The organism is Limosilactobacillus reuteri subsp. porcinus, from assembly GCF_036621895.1.
Classification (GTDB): domain Bacteria; phylum Bacillota; class Bacilli; order Lactobacillales; family Lactobacillaceae; genus Limosilactobacillus; species Limosilactobacillus reuteri_J.
In genome coordinates, this window is the sequence record NZ_LN887330.1 from 1 (window position 1) to 19,326 (window position 19,326).

Sequence of the window (19,326 nt, forward strand, 5' to 3'; positions counted from 1 at the left end):
CTTAAATTGACATTTCGGGTAAAAAGAAAAAACACGACTGAAATTTTCAGGCGTGTTTTTTGATAAACGGTTATTTAATTTCCTTCTTTAGCTTAGCAAGCCAATTGGGGAGGGCTTCACTTAAGCTATCATAGGTATCTTGGAATCGGTGAGTGATCCAGGGGTCAACGATATAGCGATTTTCTTTTCCTGGGGTAGCTTCGAAGATTCTATGAACCTTATTTTCTAACCCAGCTAGTGCCATATCTTTTGCGTCCCGGACCTTCATCTGATCCATTGCGATAATATAATCGGCATCATAATAATCCCTGTCGCGCAATTGACGGGCAATCATTCCGTCGTCTTTAATGTGATATTTATCGAGAATGGCTTTTGTTCGACTATCAGCAGGTGAACCTTTCGCAATGTTACTTGTTCCGGCTGAATCAATAGTAATTTGATCAGCAAGGCCAGCTTCTGCAACCATTTTTTTGAACATTGCTTCCGCCATTGGTGAGCGGCAAATATTACCAAGGCAAACAAAAATTACTTTCATAAAAACACTCCACCTAATTATTTAGCTAATTCAGGATCAATTTTGATGATTGGCTTAATAACCTTTCCGTTTGTTGAGTCAGCGATAACTTGGTTAATATCAGCAAAATCGTAGTACTTAACAAGCTTATCAAGGGGGAACTTGCCTTGCTTGTAGTACTTAACTAGTTGAGGAATAAACTCTTGGGGATTGCTATCTCCTTCGACAACCCCAGAGATTTTCTTAGATTCTGATAAGATATCATTCATTAAGTTTAAGGTAATATCGCCGCCAACTCCTAAGAGGACACATTCTCCAGCGGTGGCAAGACTATCAATTGCTGACTTAATTACACCGGTGTTTCCGGTAGTATCGATTGCATAAGTTACACCACGCGGAACGATTTCCTTAATTGCTTTGACGGGATCTTCAGCCGTGTTATTAATTGTTTCAGTAGCGCCCAATTCCTTTACCAGGTCAAGGTGGTTTAATCATTGATCTCCCACTTGTAGACTGTAAAGAATGGTGAGTCAGGTTGAGAAATTAAAGTAGTAATTATTGAACTATCATCATGGACGATGCGGGGGTTAATTTGTGGCTCAGTAAATGGCACTGTTGTCACGTCTTTTGCTTGTTTTAAATGAAGCTGGCGTAGCTGACCTGTTTTTTATCTCGACGGTCATAGTCGTAGATCCGATAAGTGGTATCAGAACTTTGCTGGGTTTCTAAGACGATAATTCCTTTGTTTAAGGCATGGATGGTTCCGCTTGGCACATAGACAAAGTCCCCCGTTTTTACTGGCTTTTTACTAAAAAGTTTTGACCATTGATGATTATTGATCATCTTAATAAGCTCATCGCGCGTTTTTGCGGTATGTCCGTATGTTAAATAAGCTCCAGGTTCTGCATGAATGACATACCAACACTCTGTTTTACCTAGTTCGTGCTCATGTTCTTCGGCTTAAGCATCGTCGGGATGAACTTGAATTGATAGACTAGCATTAGCATCAAGAATCTTTGTTAATAATGGAAAAACAGAAGAGCGTGGATTACCAAACAGCTCTGGATGTTACTGATAAACTTTTGGCAATAGTTGGCCTTTGTATTGACCATTGGTAATGATATTTGGCCCATGAGGATGTCCAGAAATTGCCCAGCACTCCCCAATTGTCCCTTCTAGAATTTGGTAACTGAAATCAGTTGCAAGGTGTCGACCACCCCCCCCAAAAAAAAATTTTTCTCATGAAAGACTGGCTTTAAAAATAATGGTTCTACCAATGTTATCACTCCTTTATGTATCCGCTTGCATAAATTGTAACGCTTTTGTAAACCTTATTTTCTTGACAGTAAAAAAGGCTGTTGAAAAAGCAAAAAAGCTTTTTCTCAGCCTCAAACTAGTAAAATCGAAACATTTATTGAATCAACCAACCAAGCGGCCATGAGAACCACTCGAAGGCCTTATCAATCTTTCGTTGGTTGATTTTTTTATTGGTTGCTAAAACTTGGAATGTGACTTTTTCCTCTTTGAAAAGTTTTGGAGTTGGAAAAAAGCCATTGCGCCGATAAAATTTAAGTCGTCGTAACCGCTGCTGGTTATTTGCCGCTTGGGGATTAGGCTGCTCAACGTCCAAGGCTAGCGAATCCTCAGGGTAAAGGCGACGAAGTTCATTAATAATCCGTGTCCCGTATCCTTGAGAACGGATTTGATCATTAACTGCGAGGTACAAAATATAATGCATACCGTGACTGTGAATAACGTAAGCAAATCCAACAAACTGTTCCTGGTCATAGAAGGCCATGAAGTCAGCGCGTTGATACTTACTCTTGATGAGCAACCACGTCCACGGTTCTCGCTCGTATTTCGGGAATGCGCGCATATATAATTGTTTAACTTGTTTGTATTCTTTTAAACTCAACCTCACGGGCTGTATGTCTAAATCCAAATAATATCACTCCTTGTAATTAAATATTTTACCAGAAAAGGATTAAATAGACAATTTGAAATCGAACGTTTGTTTTGATATAGTAATACAGTATTTTAAGAAAAGGGATGAGAGGATGGATAAAATTATTGCGTTGACTCGTCAACAGCGAGAAGCAATTTTACAACATTTAACGGCCAATCAGGTGCAGGCGTTGAGTGAGTTTACACGTTATGCGATGCTATCGCGTTTTCATACTCATCTCTATCTTAAACAGACTGATTGGGAGTTTCAGGGAATGGTAATTAATCCTTGGTATCAGCGACAACATGATCATCCTGGCGACAACCTCTATTGTGATTGTGGTCGGCGTTTAAAGAATCAATTTATCTTACGTTCACGGACAACTGGTCGGCAACTATTTTTGGGCATCTCTCACTTCCAGCAGCATGCAAGCATTCCCCACAAAGTTGCGAGGGAGATCCAGGCAGGCATTAATGAAATTAACCTGTATATGGATAGTATTCTTTTGGCTTATCAAGCTGGTCGGCGTTTTCCAAAAAAGATATTCCAGTTTGTTGTTGCCCAGCAGGGATTTAAGAACCACGAAGGGACGATCCTTTACCAGCGATGCAACTTATTTAGTCAGGTTGACCTTCCACTCCACCAACGCGATTATCAAGATCTGCAAACCTTATATCACCAATTAAAACAAGGAGTTACCCACCGTCTTACCAAAGAAGAGATTACACAATTACGAGATGATATTGCAACGGATTGGCGACAAGTCGACCAGCAGATTACGATGTTTAATTATCTTCTTCGTCAACACGGCCTCACAGTTCAAGATCTTCACCGGATTAAGAGCAATTCAATTAACTATGCTTTACAGCGCCGGAAAACTCGTTTCATGATTCATGATTATAAGCAGTTTAAGGATGTGACTTTGACGAAGGCGCGGAGCCAGTTAGCGATTAAATTACGGCAATTATCATTCTATCTGCAAATATTCCAGCCAAATGAGTTAGCAAAAGTACAGTGTGAACAAGCGCAACAAATATTGATCGCTCATAAGATGAGTAGTCCTAAATCACATTTCTTTGGAATAAAAGAGGCACAAATTTTACTAAAAAGTAAATATACAATATAATGTTATTGATAGCGATTTTATTGTATAAATTGACTTTATTTATAAAAGTGTCTTTAAGATTAATAATCTGATAAATAAATAGGGGGGTTCTTTTGAGATTGCTTTTTCCTCATGTTATAATTTGTGATGAATATTACAATATTTTGTACGCGGGAGTGGGTTAATGATGAATCAAGAAACTAATCATGGCATTACTTATTCTTTAAGCCTTTTGTGCAATAGTGATTACTCTAAAGCTCTTTTCTGGCTAGGAATAAAACCGTTAGACTTTGATGAATTACATGAATTGTTGACTAATATTTATGATAATCAATTGATAACAATAATTGAGGAACTGCAAACCAAATATTTGATCAGTCCGATTAAAGAAGCTGGTTGCTTTGTTCTCACGGAAGGTGGTCAAGAATTTGCCCGTCTCGTTATGTCTTTGGGAGTATGGGGACGTCAACAAATGGATGAAAACGGTGGCAATGATAGCGCTCAAGTTGTTCTCCCTGATTCTTCCATGGATCAAATAGAACTATTAAAGTATCGAAATACGGTTGAACAGTATATTTAGTTTTACTAAACTCTACACGTATAAAAAATAAATCAAATTAATTACACTAATCATAACCACCCGTTTGACGGGTGGTTATGATTATTTTAAACAAATTTATAGCCAAATCCCCGTACTGTGAGAAGATGAGTAGGGTGTTGAGAGTCATCTTCAAGTTTATCTCGGAGGTGACTGATGTGAATGTCAACGATCCGTGAAGTATCAAGAATATCATACCCCCAGACCCCATTAACGAGTTGATCCCGATTTAATACCTGTCCTTTATGATCAACTAAGTAAGAAAGTAATTGAAATTCCTTGGGTGTTAAAGCAATTGTTTTATCATTTTTAGTAACAGTATAGGTTTCTTGATTAATTTCCCATGATCCAGTAGTTATTACTGGGTCATTTTTGGTTGTATTATCATCAGCTAATGAATGCATCTGTGGATAGTGGTAAGTCCACAAGCGCTGCTGAATTAAGGAGCGGAAAACACTGGGGAGGAGAGGGAATGCAATTACATCATCAACATGTGCCCGGTATAATTTTCGTTGAATGTGTTCCGTAAAGCGAGGAGTAAAAACGGTAATCGGTCCTTGGACTTGCGACCGAATAAGGGTCATGGTAGCAATCGTGGTGTCTAAGCTTACTTCCGTCATATCCCACCAAATTCCGCTAATTTGATTTTTTTCTAAGGCTACTACTAAGCCAGTCGGAGTAGTCACGAGCTCATAGGTCCAGTGTTCTTTTTTACAAATAGCTTGTAACTGGTGGACGAGATCGTCTTGCTGGCTCATTAGCAAAAATTTATTGGTCATAATATTTTCTCCAAAATTTACATAACCTTTACATTACAAAGATTAAAAATTTACATCGACTTGCTATTCTCTATTTGTACCATACGAAATATATGAAAACAACTAATAAACAGGTAGGAATAGTAATGAAAAAAACGATTATCGGGGTTGTTATCGTCGCAATAGTTTGTTGGCTAGGTGGGTCATGGGTACTCGCTAAGCAACAACCATCACAAGAAAAAATTACCATTGTCGGCTCAACAGCTCTCCAACCATTAGCTGAAGCAGTTGCAAATGATTACCGGACTAAGCATCCCCAAACCAGCATTATTGTGCAGGGTGGTGGTTCAGGAACCGGTCTTAGTCAGGTACAAGCAGGAGCAGTAAATATCGGATCTGCTGATATCTTTGCTGACCAGCAAGATGGAATTAATGCCAATAAGTTAGATGACAATATTGTTGCTGTTTCGGGGATCGTACCAATTGTTAATGAAGAGCTTGGGATTAAGAATTTAACAATGAAGCAGCTTCAGCAAATTTTCACTGGTCAAATTACGAATTGGCAAGAAGTTGGCGGACCTGATTTGCCAATTACAGTTATTAATCGTGCTCATGGGAGTGGAACCCGGGTTGCGTTTGAACAGACGGTATTGAAACCAGGGATGCAGGCAGTAAATGCGCAAGAACAAGATTCAAACGGGACAGTCAAAGAAATTATTAGAAATACACCAGGGGCGATCAGCTATATTGCATTTGCTTATCTTAATGACCAAGTTCAGTCAGTTAACCTTGATGGAGTAGCGCCAACTGCTGATAATGTTACGACAAATAAGTGGCCATTATGGTCATATGAGCATATGTATACGCAAAAACAACCATCCCAATCAACTGCAAATTTCATTAAATATATGCAAAGTGAGAAAGTGCAAAAGACGCTCGTAACAGAAGCTCACTATATTAGCATTCATGATATGAAAGTTGAAAAAACACCAACTGGGAAAGTAACTGAAAGGAAATAGTACGATGGAAGACTTACGACAACGTTTGACACAGCCCTCTGTTGAAAGTAAGCAGGAAGCCTCAGGGAAAGTAATTAGTTATCTTGCAATTACTTTAATTGGGGGACTAGTGGCAACGATCTTAATCTTTTTAACTTGGAAAGGAATTGCCCTCTTTACTGGCAATCACTATTCATTGTGGGAATTTCTAAGTGGAATTAAATGGCGGCCAAGTGATCACGTATTCGGGGCCTTACCGATGATCGCTACCTCTTTTAGCGTTACTCTTTTGTCAGGAGTAATTGCTTTGCCCCTTGCTTTAGTAGTTGCCATTGCAATCACAGAGATTTTGCCATCAACCGCATATAAGTTTCTCCAACCGACCATTGAATTATTAGTCGGAATTCCATCCGTCGTATATGGCTATGTCGGTTTAACAGTAATCGTTCCCTTCTTACGTCGCTTTTTCGGCGGCACTGGCTTTGGGATTCTCGCTGCTACTTGTGTATTATTTTTGATGATTTTACCAACAATGACTTCGATGACAATTGATAGTTTTAGGGCAGTTCCTAAACAATATCGCAATGCGTCTGCAGGGCTAGGAGCAACTCGCTGGCAGACGATTTCGCGGGTGATTATTCCGAGTGCTAAAAGCGGGATTTTAACTGCAATGGTATTCGGGATGGCCCGGGCATTTGGTGAGGCCCTAGCAGTCCAAATGGTAATTGGAAACACGACGGTAATGCCAACGGGATTGATGCATTCAGCAGCAACCTTGACTAGTGTTTTGACAACTGGAATTGGAAACACAGTCATGGGGACGATCTCAAACAATGCACTCTGGTCCTTAGCTTTAATTCTGTTAGTAATGTCCTTGGCCTTCAATCTTTTAATGCGGCTGGTTAGCCGGAAAGGGGTAAAATAATGCGTCCAGAAAAAGTAGATCGGTTGGCGACCGTGATTATTTTAACTTTAACCGGTTTAGTGGGGTTAGTTTTATTTGCCTTGTTAGCGTACCTATTACTATCAGGAATTCCCCATATTTCTTGGCATTTCTTAACGTCAAGCGCTGAATCGTTTAGAAGTGGTGGGGGGATTCGTGATCAATTATTTAATTCTCTTTACCTGGTTGTTTTAACATTAATCGTTTCGATTCCTTTAGCATTGTGTGCTGCCATTTACTTAAGCGAATATGCACCAGATAATCGGTGGACAAACTTATTGCGCTTGGCGATTGAAGTTTTAAGTTCATTGCCATCAGTGGTAGTGGGATTATTTGGTTACTTAGTCTTTGTTTTGCAATGGGGGTTAGACTTCTCCTTACTTGCGGGGGCACTAGCATTAACAATTTTGAACTTGCCGATTTTAACACGGGCATGTGAAGACGCCCTTCGCCAAGTTCCTTACCTTCAACGCCAGGCCGGATTGGGATTAGGAATGTCAAAGTGGCGAGTAACAACTAAAATTGTTTTACCGGCTGCTTTACCGGGAATTATTACCGGAGCGATCCTAAGTGCTGGCCGTATCTTTGGGGAAGCTGCTGCCTTAATCTACACGGCTGGGCAGAGTTCACCGGCAATTAGCTATACCGATTGGAACCCATTTAGTCCTACCAGTTTCTTAAATCCATTGCGACCAGCCGAAACTTTAGCTGTTCATATCTGGAAAGTTAACAGTGAAGGACTGGTTCCAGATGCTCGTGCTGTTTCAAATGGTTCAGTAGCGGTTTTAATTTTAACGATTTTAATCTTTAACCTATTAGCTAGATATATTGGTTATTTAATTAAGCGACGACTTGCAAAGTGAGGATAAAATAATGGAAAATTCAGTTGCTCTTGAAGTGAAAAATTTACAAGTATTATACGGTGACAAACATGTTGTTCATGACGTTTCAATGAAATTTCCGGCCAATAAGATTACGGCAATGATTGGGGCGTCTGGTTCAGGAAAGTCAACATTGTTACGAAGTCTTAACCGGATGAACGATGACTTAGCAACGGTCAAAGGTGAAATTAATTTTCATGACTTGAATATTAACCAGCCTAAAGTTAATGTTTACCGGATTCGTCAACAAATTGGCATGGTCTTCCAGCAACCAACACCGTTCCCCTTATCAATCTACGAGAACGTTATTTATGGATTACGGCTTGCCGGAGTAAAGGACCGGCAAATTCTTGATCAACGAGTAGAGGAGAGTTTGCGTCAGGCCGCTTTGTGGGAAGAAGTTAAGGACCACTTAAAGGAAAGCGCCCTTGCCTTATCTGGAGGTCAGCAACAACGGCTTTGTATCGCGCGGACGCTGGCAGTTCAGCCAGAAATTATCTTGATGGATGAACCGACTAGTGCCCTTGACCCGGTTTCGACTTCGCAAATTGAAGATACTTTAGTACAATTAAAGGAGAAATTTACGATTATTATGGTTACCCATAATATGCAGCAAGCATCACGTTCAGCAGACTGGACAGCTTTTATGCACCAAGGAAAATTAATTGAATTTAACCAGACGGCAGATATTTTTATGAATCCTCAACAACAACAAACAGCGGATTACCTTAGCGGAAAATTTGGTTAGGAGTGAAAACATGGGAGCAATTTTTGATGATGAATTAAAACGACTGCGGAGTCACTTCATGGAAATGGGGATTGACGCTAGTGAGCAGATTTATCAAGCAACAAAGGCCTTTACGGATCATGATGCGGACTTAGCGGATAAGGTTTTAACAACTGATACAAAGATTAACGACGAAGAAATTCATTTGGAAAAACAGGCGTTGAAGCTAATGGCATTACAAAATCCGGTTGCAACCGACTTTCGGAAAATTATCAGTATCTTAAAAGCTAGTACTGATATCGAAAGATTAGGGGACTATTCCACCCATATTGCCCGTGCTGCGATTACCTTAAGTAAATTTGAACATCATGAAGACATCGAACAGCCAATTGAACAGATGATGATGATTGTTCGCAAAATGCTTGAACGAATCCTTGATGCTTATGTTTATACTGATGAGCAGGTTGCCTATGAGGTTGCCAACGAGGACTTAAAAGTTGATTTACTTTATGTGAAATTACAAAAAGAAATCATGAAAGCACTGGTTAAAGGTGGAGAGGACGTAAAAGCTTACGAAAGCTATTTAGCCGTTATCCGGAATTTAGAACGCACTGGCGACCATATTGTTAATTTGGCAGAATGGATTATTTACAGTGGGTCGGGAAAACTGGTCGAATTAAATCCAGGGAAGGCTGATCCAACATTAGTCCGGCGAAAATTAACTGGAAACCAGTAATTAAATTAAAAAGCAATCTCAGGGTCAAAGGATGACAGTGAGGTTGCTTTTTGATTAGAAAGCTTAAATTTAGAGATTGCTTTGTAACTGTGTATTAATGAATATTCTATTTTTGGATCAAACAACAGCGCTTCTAAGAATAATGAGAAACGCTAAAAGAGAATTACTAGGTTAAAAGTATTAGTGATATGATTCCAAGCGATTTAATCGTTTTGATAAAGGAAGAAAAGTAGCTATAAAGTAAATTAAATAACTCAAATGATACCGCTAAACTTAGCTAACAAAGTAAGAACTTCTGCTCCTTTCTATAAAGTTTGATAAATAAAGTTCAATGAAACAATAGCTTATAAATAGCTATAAAATCATCGCCGCTGACCGTATGGGGTGTGATCAGGAATAATAAATTCATTTCTTTTAAATAAATTTATCAAAATTTATTTATCACCCTTATATTAGCCTTTTTTCAACACCAATTGCATAAAAATATTTATTTTTCTAAATTATAATATAATGAACTAGATATAATGGAAATTATTAGATAAAAGCAATGATATTATCTATAAAATACCGAGGAGAATTTTAATCAGAGACAGACAAGGTAATTTATTATTTCTAAATTTAATTAGAAATAATGTGATATTGTGATGATAATCACTGCTGGCAAATAAGATAAACAGTAGATAAATAAGAGATTGTTGCAAAAAATATTTAATCATCCTAAATCTTAGTTAACATTTTCACAACAGGTGTGCTATAATACTTACAAACAAGAAATCCACTTGTTTTTTAAGTTAGATAAAAGACTCTTCATTGAAACAATGCATCCCTTTATCCAATTAACATCAGCAACATTATGTTTCATCGATGAGTTTACTAAGTTAAAATCCTGATTTTTCCTGCACAGTTAAATCAGGATTTTTTGTTTACCTTAATTATTGTGCTTTTGCTTATCAACGTACAAAAATAAAACATATCTAATATGAATGTCTATAAATTTAAATATAGAAAAGAGTAATTTTTTTCAAGGGAATTTACTTGTTATAAAATGATAAATTATTTTTACAAACAAAGCATAACTCCTTATTTACCAAACTTTTAAACTAGTGAAATCTAAAAAAGGTGTGCTAAGATATTAGTTGCTAATTTATAGGAAGAAAGGGAGAACATTCTTATGATTCGGCGACATGTTGTAGAATCGGGGCTTATTGCGCTTTGTGTAATATTGACTGCAATTGTGTTAATGATGTGGTGGGCATCCCAATACGCCCATTTTATTACGACGGCCATGATGATTATGATTATTTTGGGCTTAATGGTAGGGAGTTTAGTACCAAATATCATTTTAACCTGGCTTGCAATCGGCCTAACAACGATTGGTAGTGCCATTTTATTGCTAGGTTATGTGGTAATGGATAATTCAATCAAAATAATGTTACTGTTTGCCTTTCCAATTACCGCAAGTTTGGCGTATTTCAGTCGGTACATTATTGGTGAGTGGGGCTGGCTTGACCGCAATCGTGCGGAGATAGAAAGCTATGCGACCCACTATAATCAAATAGTAAAACTTCAGACGGCATATAATGCTAATAAGATTTATAAAAAGGAACTTCAATTCATTACTAAAGAACAAATTGCTGATTTGTGGATTGATGTTACAGCGATTCACTGGGTTCATAATCACCAAATACGGCAATTTCATCATAATGATTACAACTATGCTCTTCAGCAAATTGCGAAAGTCTTAAAACGGCGACGATTACCATCTGAAGCCTTGTACTATTTAGAAGATGGTACTTTTTTAATTTTGTCATATCATTTACCAGATATTATATTTGCTTATCAGAACCAAAGCACGCGTGCAGGACTTGATGAATTACAAATTAATAGTTCAAAACCTCAGTTTAAATGGGGACATTTGAAGGTTGATGATATCAATGCGACTTCATTTAAGAATCTGGAAAGTGTAATGCGTCATATTGAAAGAGATATGGAAACAGACCTTGTCGTTGAGTATCTAAGAGGAGTTCAGAAATAATGGTACGAATTTTCTTTTGGTTAGCACTCGTGATTACCCTGATCTTTTTTGTTCAGGCATTAATATTTGCGGTTCTTCAGTGGGTGATTTATTTTCACGTTGAACAGACAACACTAAATGTAAAAAGGGAAAGGAAAAAGCAATGACCGAGTTTGTAATGATTGTGACCCTGATCTCGATTTGGAGTTCGCTATTAATGTCATCTATTACATTAGGTGGGGCAGTTCACTTTTGGCTTGAGCATAGTAGAAAAATTGTGGATATTGTCCCATTAAAACGATATCCATTAATTACGATTGTTGTTCCCGCTCATAACGAAGCAGTAGTTATTGCGCAGACGACCCAAGCAATCCTTGAATTAAACTATCCAGCAGATAAGGTCGAATTATTAATCTTTGCGGATAATTGCAATGATCAAACTGCTCAACGGGCCCGAACAGTGTTACAGCTTACAAAATATGAGAAAAGAAAAGCAAAGGTAATAGAACGTCATGGTAGCGGAGGGAAGGCCGGTGTCTTAAACGATGCCCTTAAAATGGCTCATGGTGAATATATTGGTGTTTACGATGCCGATGCAATGCCGGAAAAAAACGCCCTCTATTTCTTAGTAAGAAAAATTCTCGAAAATCCAACACGGTACGTTGCAGCATTTGGCCGGAATAAGACACGCAATGCCGAACAAAACTTTTTAACGAAGTGCATTAATCAAGAAATTGTTGTTACCCAACGGATCCAGCACTGTGCAATTTGGCATTTATTTAAGATTGGCCGGATTCCAGGAACTAACTTTATCATTCAAAGTAAATATGTCCGTTCAATCGGGGGCTGGGCAAATGGAGCCTTAACAGAAGATACTGATATTTCATTTAAGATTATGCAAAGTGGAAAACTAATCGCGTTAGCTTATAATTCGGAAGCTTTTCAACAGGAACCAGAACGTCTGCATGATTATTATTATCAGCGTCTACGGTGGGCAAAGGGAAACTACCAAGTTGTCCTTAAAAATTTTAAGTATCTCTTTAGAAAGAGCAATTGGCGAGTAAAGTTAGAAACCTTTTATTATTCCTGTACTTTTTTCTGGTTTAATGCAGCAATCGTCCTTTCTGATGCGATCTTTTTAGCGAATGTAGGCTTTTGGATTGTTCATCTTTTCAATCCACAGGTAATGATTCCCTTTACATTCGGGGAAAGTAACATCCTAATCGCCCAACTTTTGCTTTTTAATTGGTTATTAATGATAATCTTGTATATTTTACAAATTACAATAGCAGCAGCTACGCAATTTGGACAAGCGACGAATAAGCAAATCTGGTTAGCGCTTGCTTCATACTTTACCTATTCGCAATTATTTATAATTGTTTCGATTCATGCGGTAATCTCCGTAGCACTTGATCGACTATTACGGCGTGACGGGACAAAATGGGTAAAGACTAAGCGGTTTGCTGACTAATAAGGGGATTAGTTATGAAACGTCCAGTATATATTTGGCTTCTTACGCTCGTTGTTGCAGTTATTTATATTGCAACGCTCGCGTTTGTAAGAATAAAGAATCCTGAAAATATTCAATACGAAGCTTATCGGCGGTGGCAGGAGACATATTTGGTCCGCAAAAATAATAAGCAAACGTATGTTAATACCAGCAACGACCAAAAACATCCTGTTGCATTATCGGAAGGACAAGGCTACGGGCTGCAAGTAGTATCTCGCGCTGCTGAAAAGGGCTGGGCAAGTGAAAATGACTTTGATAAGTTACTTAACTATTACCTTGCACATCGCGATTATGTTGGAAAACACCATGACCAGCTAACTTACTTAATGTCCTGGCGTCAGTCTTATAATAAAGAAGGTCAATGGGTTGATGATCATAATAGTGCGACTGATGGTGATCTTTACATTGCTGCGGCTCTTCACCGGGCTGCAAAAGTTTGGCCACAAAAAGCACCTTATTATCATAAGCTAGAGCAACAGATTGCCACTGATATCATGAAATATGAATATAACCCAACCACGCACATGTTAACAGTGGGTGATTGGGTTACGAAGGATTCTAAGTTTTATTATTTATTGCGAACTTCAGATGTAATGCCGACAGTTTTTGATCATTTATACGATTGTACTCACGATTCAAGGTGGCAGATGATCAAAAATAATATGCTTGACCGTCTGACTGCATTAAGTAAACAGCACCGAACAGGACTAGTACCTGACTTTGCCTGGGCTCGACCAGGGAGTACCAAGCCAGTGGGGCCGAATACGGTTGCTGGAAAATATGATGGAGACTATAGTGCGAATGCTTGTCGGGTTCCAATGATGTTGGCAAAAAGCAATGATCCACGAGCTCAGAAAGTCTTAAATAAAATGATGAGGTTCTTCAGTGAACAGTATTATATTACGGCTGGCTATTCATTAAACGGTCACCGATTGGTTAAATATCAATCAAATAGTTTCAGTGCGCCGATTTTTTATGCGGTTAGCTGCAATCGTAATGAAGGGTATGATAATCTGTTTGCTAGCCAGAAACACATTTTCAGTAAACCCTTAACAGAGAAGAATTACTATGATGCGACCTTAACGACATTAGCTGCTCTTGAGGGGATGAACTAATCAATTCCTTCGTCAGTGCAAAGGCCTTGTTGGTGTAACACCTTCATAATTTCATCGCGCTTGGTATAGTGACGGTCGAGTTTAGCCCCTGCAATCTGGTTAGTGAAGGAATCAATTCGTTGGTTAGCATCACGAAGGTCATAGTAGGTAGTAACCTCTTGATCATAATCGCTTAGGTCACTGAGCTTGATCTCTTTTGGATAGTCATTATCAAATGCGATGAATTTTAATGGCAGGCGAGGCTTTAGTTGAGGTTCTTGGTTAGGAACACCGATTTGTAAGCCTAAAACTGGGAAGGTCATTTTAGGAAGATTAAGGACTTCGATGATTTTTTGCGGCTCATTTTTGATTGAACCAAGGGGAACAACGCCGAGGCCCATACTCTCGGCAGCAACAATTATGTTTTGGGCAGCCATGATTGCATCATCAAGGCCTTGGAAGAAAATATCAGCGGTATGTAAACGGCCATCATCCTTGCCTTTTTGCTGCCGTATTTGTTGGTTACGATAAAGGTCAACTAACAAAATGAATAGGTCACCGTTTGCGCCGACATACGGTTGTTTACTAATTTCTCTTATTGCGGCACGTTTATCTGGATCAGTAATGTGCATAATTGACATCTGCTGCATAAACATACTAGTTGGCGTATGACTAGCAACAGAGTAAAGAGTATTCAATTGTTCTGCTGAAAGGTTTATGGGCTTAAATGCCCGAATTGTACGATGGTTTAATTGGTGCTTAATCGTTTCATTGGTCATAAAAAAGACTCCTTTATATTAAATGGCTTTATATTAAATTGAAGGGAGTGGGACAAAAGTAGAAATACCTAATGCCTCACTCCCCTAGTTTTTAAAGTAAATGTTGTTCTTCCATTAATTCGCCAATCCAATTCTTCTTGATTTTCTTGAGCAGTGGTTTCTCAACAATCTTTGGAATTGGCAAGTCCATTTCTTCAAGCGGCTTTTTATCGTTCATATAGTACATTGCCCGCATTAATTCGCGAATATCATAGATCGAATTAAAGACTTCTGGTACCCCGCGATCAACGTTGAGGAGGCTATAAACAGCTTCCATTGCCGTCCGGACTGAATATTCAGTTGTAAAGACGGTATCTCGAGTTGGCGATTCGGCAAAGTTACCAATAAAGGCTAAGTTAGCGGACCCCTCAGGAATAACATCAGGACGATCGCCTTTTACCCGTGGCATAAAGTAGCTAGTAACGAATGGCATATAAACAGGGACGGTATTAACCGACTCTTCTTTTGCTAAATTGTCAATTAAAGCTTCTGGAACACCGAGATGGTAGAGCCATTCTTTAGTAATTTCTTCCCCAGTACAATCAACAATTCGTTTCTTGATGTAATTACCTTCTGTATCAGAATAGAGACCATAAATCCACACAATGGTTTCATTTGGCTTTTGACTCTTAAAATGAGGTTGCCGGTGGATGGTCCAACTCATCATCCAATTAGAATCAGTGACGGTGATAATTCCACCAGTGTTTACCTTTCCATCATGAAGGTCACGCTTAGTTAGTCGTTCAATGTACGGTTCAATTTGTGGATTCTTGACGGTCGCAGTTGCAGAAATGAACCAACTGCGGTTAGGAATGTTTTTACAAAAGACATCCGGGTGACCGAATGCTGGCGATTGTTTAGCAAGGTTTTCCCATAATTTCCAGCTGCCGCCAAGGGCTCGGGTTGGTTGTGCTACCTGGTGATGACTCCCATAATTTGAACTTTCCGTGATTGAACCATTAGTAACAAATACCAGATCATCGTCAGTTAAGTTGATGGTTTTATCTTCGCCGCCTTGCTTAAGAATAATCTTTTTAGCGTGCTTTTCACCATTCTTGGTATCAACCAGGACGTTTTGGACTTGGGTATCGTATTCAAACTTAACACCATGATCTTTAAGGTATGCAAGCAATGGTTTAGTCATTGATTCATACTGGTTGTACTTATTAAATTTAAGAGCAGTAAAGTCAGGCAAGCCGTCAATGTGGTGGATAAATCGCATTGCGTATCGCCGCATTTCTGCTAGCGAATGCCACTTTTCAAAAGCAAACATGGTTGACCAGTAAATCCAGAAGTTACTCTTGAAAAAGTCCTCAGAGAAGTAATCACTGATCGTTAAATCACCGAGCTGGTCTTCAGGTGTAAGGATTAGTTTCATTAATTCCTTAGTTGACTTTCCAAGAAGATACTTGCCGTCAGTAGGAACCTCATTGCCCCGTTTATAAGTTAAGCGACAATTTGAACTATTTGGATCATCCTTATCTAACCAATAATATTCATCAAGATAAGATGCACCGGGGATTTCCAGAGATGGAATTGAACGATACATATCCCACATGCATTCAAAGTGGTTTTCCATTTCTCGTCCGCCACGAGTGACAAATCCAACATCAGGGCGATCTTGACCATCTAGCGAACCACCAGCGATTGGTAATTCTTCAAAAATATGGATGCTTTCGCCTGGCATTTGAGCGTCACGAATTAAGAAGACAGCCGCAGAAAGGCCTGCTAAACCAGCACCAACAATGTAAGCATGTTTTTTATCCACTCCCGCCGGCTTACGGGGACGAGCAAATGCTTCATAATTTCCGTTTGAATAGTACATAAAAAGGTCTCCTTTCAGGAAAAGCAATCGGGTAATCTACAATTATATTGTAGCGCTTTCCTTAGATGATTTCTCGGGAAATAAAATAATGGTTTAGAATTTAACAAAAACGCTTATAATTAGTTGAGTAATATTAATACGAGGAGGGATAAAAGTGATTGAAATAAATAGACATAAATATACATTTCCCAAAATTCTTACATTTGGGTTCTTAATTGTTATTTTTATGGGAACGATTTTACTCTCCTTGCCGTTTGCAACACGACCAGGAGAAACGACAAATTTTATGACTGCTTTCTTCACTTCAACGAGTGCAACCTGCGTAACTGGATTAACTCTTGTTAGTACAGCTCATCACTGGACATTATTTGGTCAGATTGTGATTGCAATATTGATGGAAGTAGGTGGATTGGGCTTTATGACATTCGCGGTCATGATGTCACTTTTGGTGCGGCAGCGAATGAGGATGTCGACACGATTGCTAACTCAAGAAGCACTTAATCTTGACCACTTATCCCAATTGAACGTGGTTTATCTTATCATTCGGCTTTCATTACTTATCCAATTAGCGGGTGGAATATTTTTGTTTTTTGACTTTTATCCGCGTTATGGACTTGGCAAGGGAATATGGTTTAGTATTTTTCACTCAATCTCAGCCTTTTGTAATGCCGGCTTTGAATTGTTTGATAATAGTATGGCAAATTATGCTAATGACCCTTATATGCTATGCGTGCTCGCTGTTTTGATTGTTGCCGGATCATTAGGATTTTTGGTATGGAAAGATATCCTCAATTATCCTAAATATCACCGGCTATCCTTGCATACTCAGTTAGCGTTATGTACTGGAGCAGTCCTCTTTATTGTTTCCGTGGTTGTTTACTTTATTACCGAGAAGAATTTAGCGCAATTAAGTGACAAATTAAGTTTTTCCAACCGTATTCTTAATACTATTTTTATGGCAATCACGCCACGAACTGCCGGTTTAATTACTTTTCCTTACACTGATTTAAGTGCTGCCGGTCTCGCGTTTACGGTTATTTTGATGTTTATCGGTGGAACGCCGGGGTCAACTGCTGGTGGGGTTAAAACAACGACAATCGGGTTATTGACGATTCAGAGTTTTGCAACCCTGCGTGGTCAACGAGATACGACTTTTGCTCATCGCCGGTTTACCCAAGAAAATATTTATCGTGCTTTGACATTACTGTTTGTTGCTTTATTTATTTTGCTTGTATCAATTTTAGTCCTTGCTGAAACACAGGATTTGCCAGAACATGATTCGTTAGCGTATGTTACTTTTGAGGCGGTGGCGGCCTTTGGTACTACCGGGATTTCATTAGGGATTACAACTAACCTTAACCTGTTAGGGCAACTGATTATTATGTTTTTGATGTTTGTCGGCCGGGTCGGAATTTATACCGTTATGTTCTCAATCCTAAATGCAAGTACGGCAGCGAAGAATTATCGTTATCCAGAGGAGAGTGTGTTAATTGGCTAAAAAAGAAAGTTATGCTGTTATTGGAATTGGACAATTTGGGGCCTCAATATGTGAAGCTTTAGTTCAGGCTGGGCAAGAAGTATTGGCGATTGATTCTAGTGAAGAAGTGGTAAATGAATTTGCGGGGTCAGTTATGCGGGCGGTAATTGCGGACGCGCAAGATGAGGATGCTCTGCGTGACCTTGATATCGGTAGTTTTGACCATGTTTATATTTCAATTGGAAAAAATGTTGAGGCAAGTATCATGGCCACGCTAATTGCTAAAGAACTCGGGGCCCCGGATGTAATCTGTCGGGCTGAAAATGTTAATCATGCGCGCGTTTTAGAACGTATTGGCGCTGATATGGTTGTTCGACCAGAGCATGATTTAGCTAAGCGGCTTATTTTCCAACAACTAAATCCAAGCGTCGTTGATTATGTCACCTTGAGTAAGGAAATAACTTTGGCAGAAGTAAATATTAATAATCCAAAGTTCTTCAATAAGACCTTAGATGAACTGGATTTTCGTAATCGTTATAATGTCAATGTGATTATCATTGTTAGTAAGGATGATGAAGTTAATCAAATGCCGCAAGCTAATGATGTTATTCAACCGCACGATAAAATTACAGTTGTTGGGAACTTAAAGGATATTCGGAAACTAAACGATATTGTTAGTTAAATAATGGGTGAAGAGAATTGATAGTCGTCATTGGGATCGTAATTGTTATAATTGTTGGAATTATTGGATGGTTGATCTGGCAAAGGCAACAGGTCTGGAAAAAGATAAGTGCTGATTTATCGATACGCGGGGATGTTCAAATCCTTGATATGAGCATTGGTAATGGAAAAACGTTTATTAACCTTGCCAAGCAATTGACTGCTCCCGGCAAAATTAAGGGAATAGTTAAAAATGAAAAGCAAGCACAGCAAGTGAAAGAACTGATCAAAGAAGAGGCAGTAGCTGATCGCGCGAAAGTAGAATTGACTGATAACACTAATTTGCCTTTCACTGATCATCAGTTTGACTATGTTCTGATTAGTAATTTACAGCAGGTAAAACCGGCAATTACGCAAGGACGTGTTTTACAAGAGGCGATAAGGGTCCTCGCTTTTAAGGGAACCATAGTGATTACTGCTACTACTGTACAACGCTATCGTCAACTACTGGAGTATTATCGTTTTAAAGACATTAAAGTTAAACAAATAGGTGGACAGCGCGTGATGATTGCACGACGAAACTAAAATAAAGAAGCAGGGTTTGAACATAAATATCGTTCAGCCCTGCTTCTTTAATTCAGTTGTAAAATGAGATTGATAAAAGCGTCACACCAAAGATAAAATATTTTTAATATCAAATTACTGAAACTTGAAAGCACTCAA

Annotated in this window: 19 protein-coding genes and 1 pseudogene; 13 read left to right on the top strand and 7 right to left on the bottom strand. The window is 38.7% G+C overall.

Features of this window, described 5'->3' with window-relative positions; translation table 11 throughout:
• Positions 1–70: 70 nt before the first annotated feature.
• The 4 genes and pseudogenes from AACL61_RS01330 to AACL61_RS01345 form a co-directional block, all read right to left on the bottom strand.
• Positions 71–535, bottom strand: a complete 465-nt coding sequence (locus AACL61_RS01330) for a low molecular weight protein-tyrosine-phosphatase (protein ID WP_339110877.1) — start codon at positions 533–535, stop codon at positions 71–73.
• A gap of 17 nt (positions 536–552) precedes the next feature.
• Entirely contained in the window at positions 553–990 is a 438-nt protein-coding gene (locus AACL61_RS01335; protein WP_085679076.1) for a zinc-binding dehydrogenase, read from the bottom strand.
• A gap of 17 nt (positions 991–1,007) precedes the next feature.
• Positions 1,008–1,791 (bottom strand): annotated as a pseudogene (locus AACL61_RS01340) (type I phosphomannose isomerase catalytic subunit); the annotation flags it as partial.
• A 134-nt stretch (positions 1,792–1,925) separates the two neighbouring features.
• On the bottom strand, positions 1,926–2,456 hold the full coding sequence (locus tag AACL61_RS01345) for a GNAT family N-acetyltransferase (RefSeq protein ID WP_003671533.1): 531 nt from the start codon (positions 2,454–2,456) through the stop codon (positions 1,926–1,928).
• Between the two features lie 115 nt (positions 2,457–2,571).
• Between AACL61_RS01345 and AACL61_RS01350 the strand changes: the two genes are divergently transcribed.
• Together AACL61_RS01350 and AACL61_RS01355 are read left to right on the top strand one after the other, a co-directional pair.
• A complete protein-coding gene (locus tag AACL61_RS01350) occupies positions 2,572–3,585 on the top strand; it encodes a hypothetical protein (protein ID WP_339110878.1) in 1,014 nt (337 codons plus the stop codon).
• Positions 3,586–3,748: 163 nt separating this feature from the next.
• Positions 3,749–4,144 carry a hypothetical protein gene (locus AACL61_RS01355; protein WP_339110879.1) on the top strand — a complete coding sequence of 132 codons (396 nt, stop codon included), beginning with the start codon at positions 3,749–3,751 and terminating at the stop codon, positions 4,142–4,144.
• Between the two features lie 86 nt (positions 4,145–4,230).
• Here the strand turns inward: AACL61_RS01355 and AACL61_RS01360 are convergent, their stop codons facing one another.
• Entirely contained in the window at positions 4,231–4,941 is a 711-nt protein-coding gene (locus AACL61_RS01360; RefSeq protein WP_102816371.1) for a winged helix-turn-helix transcriptional regulator, read from the bottom strand.
• Positions 4,942–5,066: 125 nt separating this feature from the next.
• On the opposite strand from AACL61_RS01360, the gene AACL61_RS01365 reads away from it, so the two are divergent.
• The 8 genes from AACL61_RS01365 to AACL61_RS01400 all read left to right on the top strand — a co-directional run bounded on the left by AACL61_RS01365 (position 5,067) and on the right by AACL61_RS01400 (position 13,844).
• Positions 5,067–5,939, top strand: a complete 873-nt coding sequence (locus AACL61_RS01365) for a phosphate ABC transporter substrate-binding protein (RefSeq protein ID WP_180977128.1) — start codon at positions 5,067–5,069, stop codon at positions 5,937–5,939.
• A gap of 4 nt (positions 5,940–5,943) precedes the next feature.
• Positions 5,944–6,843, top strand: coding sequence for a phosphate ABC transporter permease subunit PstC (gene pstC / locus AACL61_RS01370; RefSeq protein ID WP_102816369.1), 900 nt, complete (start codon positions 5,944–5,946; stop codon positions 6,841–6,843).
• Positions 6,843–7,724, top strand: coding sequence for a phosphate ABC transporter permease PstA (gene pstA, locus AACL61_RS01375; protein ID WP_019253675.1), 882 nt, complete (start codon positions 6,843–6,845; stop codon positions 7,722–7,724). Before pstC ends, pstA begins: the two co-directional genes overlap by 1 nt.
• Before the next feature lie 10 nt (positions 7,725–7,734).
• Entirely contained in the window at positions 7,735–8,490 is a 756-nt protein-coding gene (pstB, locus tag AACL61_RS01380) for a phosphate ABC transporter ATP-binding protein PstB (RefSeq protein ID WP_003664719.1), read from the top strand.
• A gap of 10 nt (positions 8,491–8,500) precedes the next feature.
• Complete coding sequence (gene phoU, locus AACL61_RS01385; RefSeq protein ID WP_339110880.1) at positions 8,501–9,205, top strand: phosphate signaling complex protein PhoU; 705 nt, start codon at positions 8,501–8,503, stop codon at positions 9,203–9,205.
• Between the two features lie 1,171 nt (positions 9,206–10,376).
• Positions 10,377–11,240: a hypothetical protein gene (locus AACL61_RS01390; protein WP_226061976.1), complete on the top strand. Its 864-nt coding sequence runs from the start codon at positions 10,377–10,379 to the stop codon at positions 11,238–11,240.
• A 142-nt stretch (positions 11,241–11,382) separates the two neighbouring features.
• Complete coding sequence (locus tag AACL61_RS01395; RefSeq protein ID WP_339110881.1) at positions 11,383–12,690, top strand: glycosyltransferase family 2 protein; 1,308 nt, start codon at positions 11,383–11,385, stop codon at positions 12,688–12,690.
• A 14-nt stretch (positions 12,691–12,704) separates the two neighbouring features.
• Entirely contained in the window at positions 12,705–13,844 is a 1,140-nt protein-coding gene (locus tag AACL61_RS01400; protein WP_016496544.1) for a glycosyl hydrolase family 8, read from the top strand.
• Here the strand turns inward: AACL61_RS01400 and AACL61_RS01405 are convergent.
• Positions 13,841–14,602, bottom strand: coding sequence for an NADPH-dependent oxidoreductase (locus tag AACL61_RS01405; RefSeq protein ID WP_170090865.1), 762 nt, complete (start codon positions 14,600–14,602; stop codon positions 13,841–13,843). The two genes, AACL61_RS01400 and AACL61_RS01405, sit on opposite strands and share 4 nt — an antisense overlap.
• A gap of 91 nt (positions 14,603–14,693) precedes the next feature.
• Positions 14,694–16,466: an oleate hydratase gene (locus tag AACL61_RS01410; RefSeq protein WP_016496546.1), complete on the bottom strand. Its 1,773-nt coding sequence runs from the start codon at positions 16,464–16,466 to the stop codon at positions 14,694–14,696.
• Between the two features lie 154 nt (positions 16,467–16,620).
• Between AACL61_RS01410 and AACL61_RS01415 the strand changes: the two genes are divergently transcribed.
• Genes AACL61_RS01415 through AACL61_RS01425 form a run of 3 tightly spaced genes read left to right on the top strand, consistent with a single transcriptional unit; the run spans position 16,621 to position 19,188 of the window.
• Positions 16,621–17,964, top strand: coding sequence for a TrkH family potassium uptake protein (locus tag AACL61_RS01415; protein WP_339110882.1), 1,344 nt, complete (start codon positions 16,621–16,623; stop codon positions 17,962–17,964).
• Entirely contained in the window at positions 17,957–18,625 is a 669-nt protein-coding gene (locus AACL61_RS01420; protein WP_016496548.1) for a potassium channel family protein, read from the top strand. The genes AACL61_RS01415 and AACL61_RS01420 overlap by 8 nt, the downstream gene beginning before the upstream one ends.
• Positions 18,626–18,642: 17 nt before the next feature.
• On the top strand, positions 18,643–19,188 hold the full coding sequence (locus AACL61_RS01425) for a class I SAM-dependent methyltransferase (RefSeq protein WP_339110883.1): 546 nt from the start codon (positions 18,643–18,645) through the stop codon (positions 19,186–19,188).
• Positions 19,189–19,326: the final 138 nt, after the last annotated feature.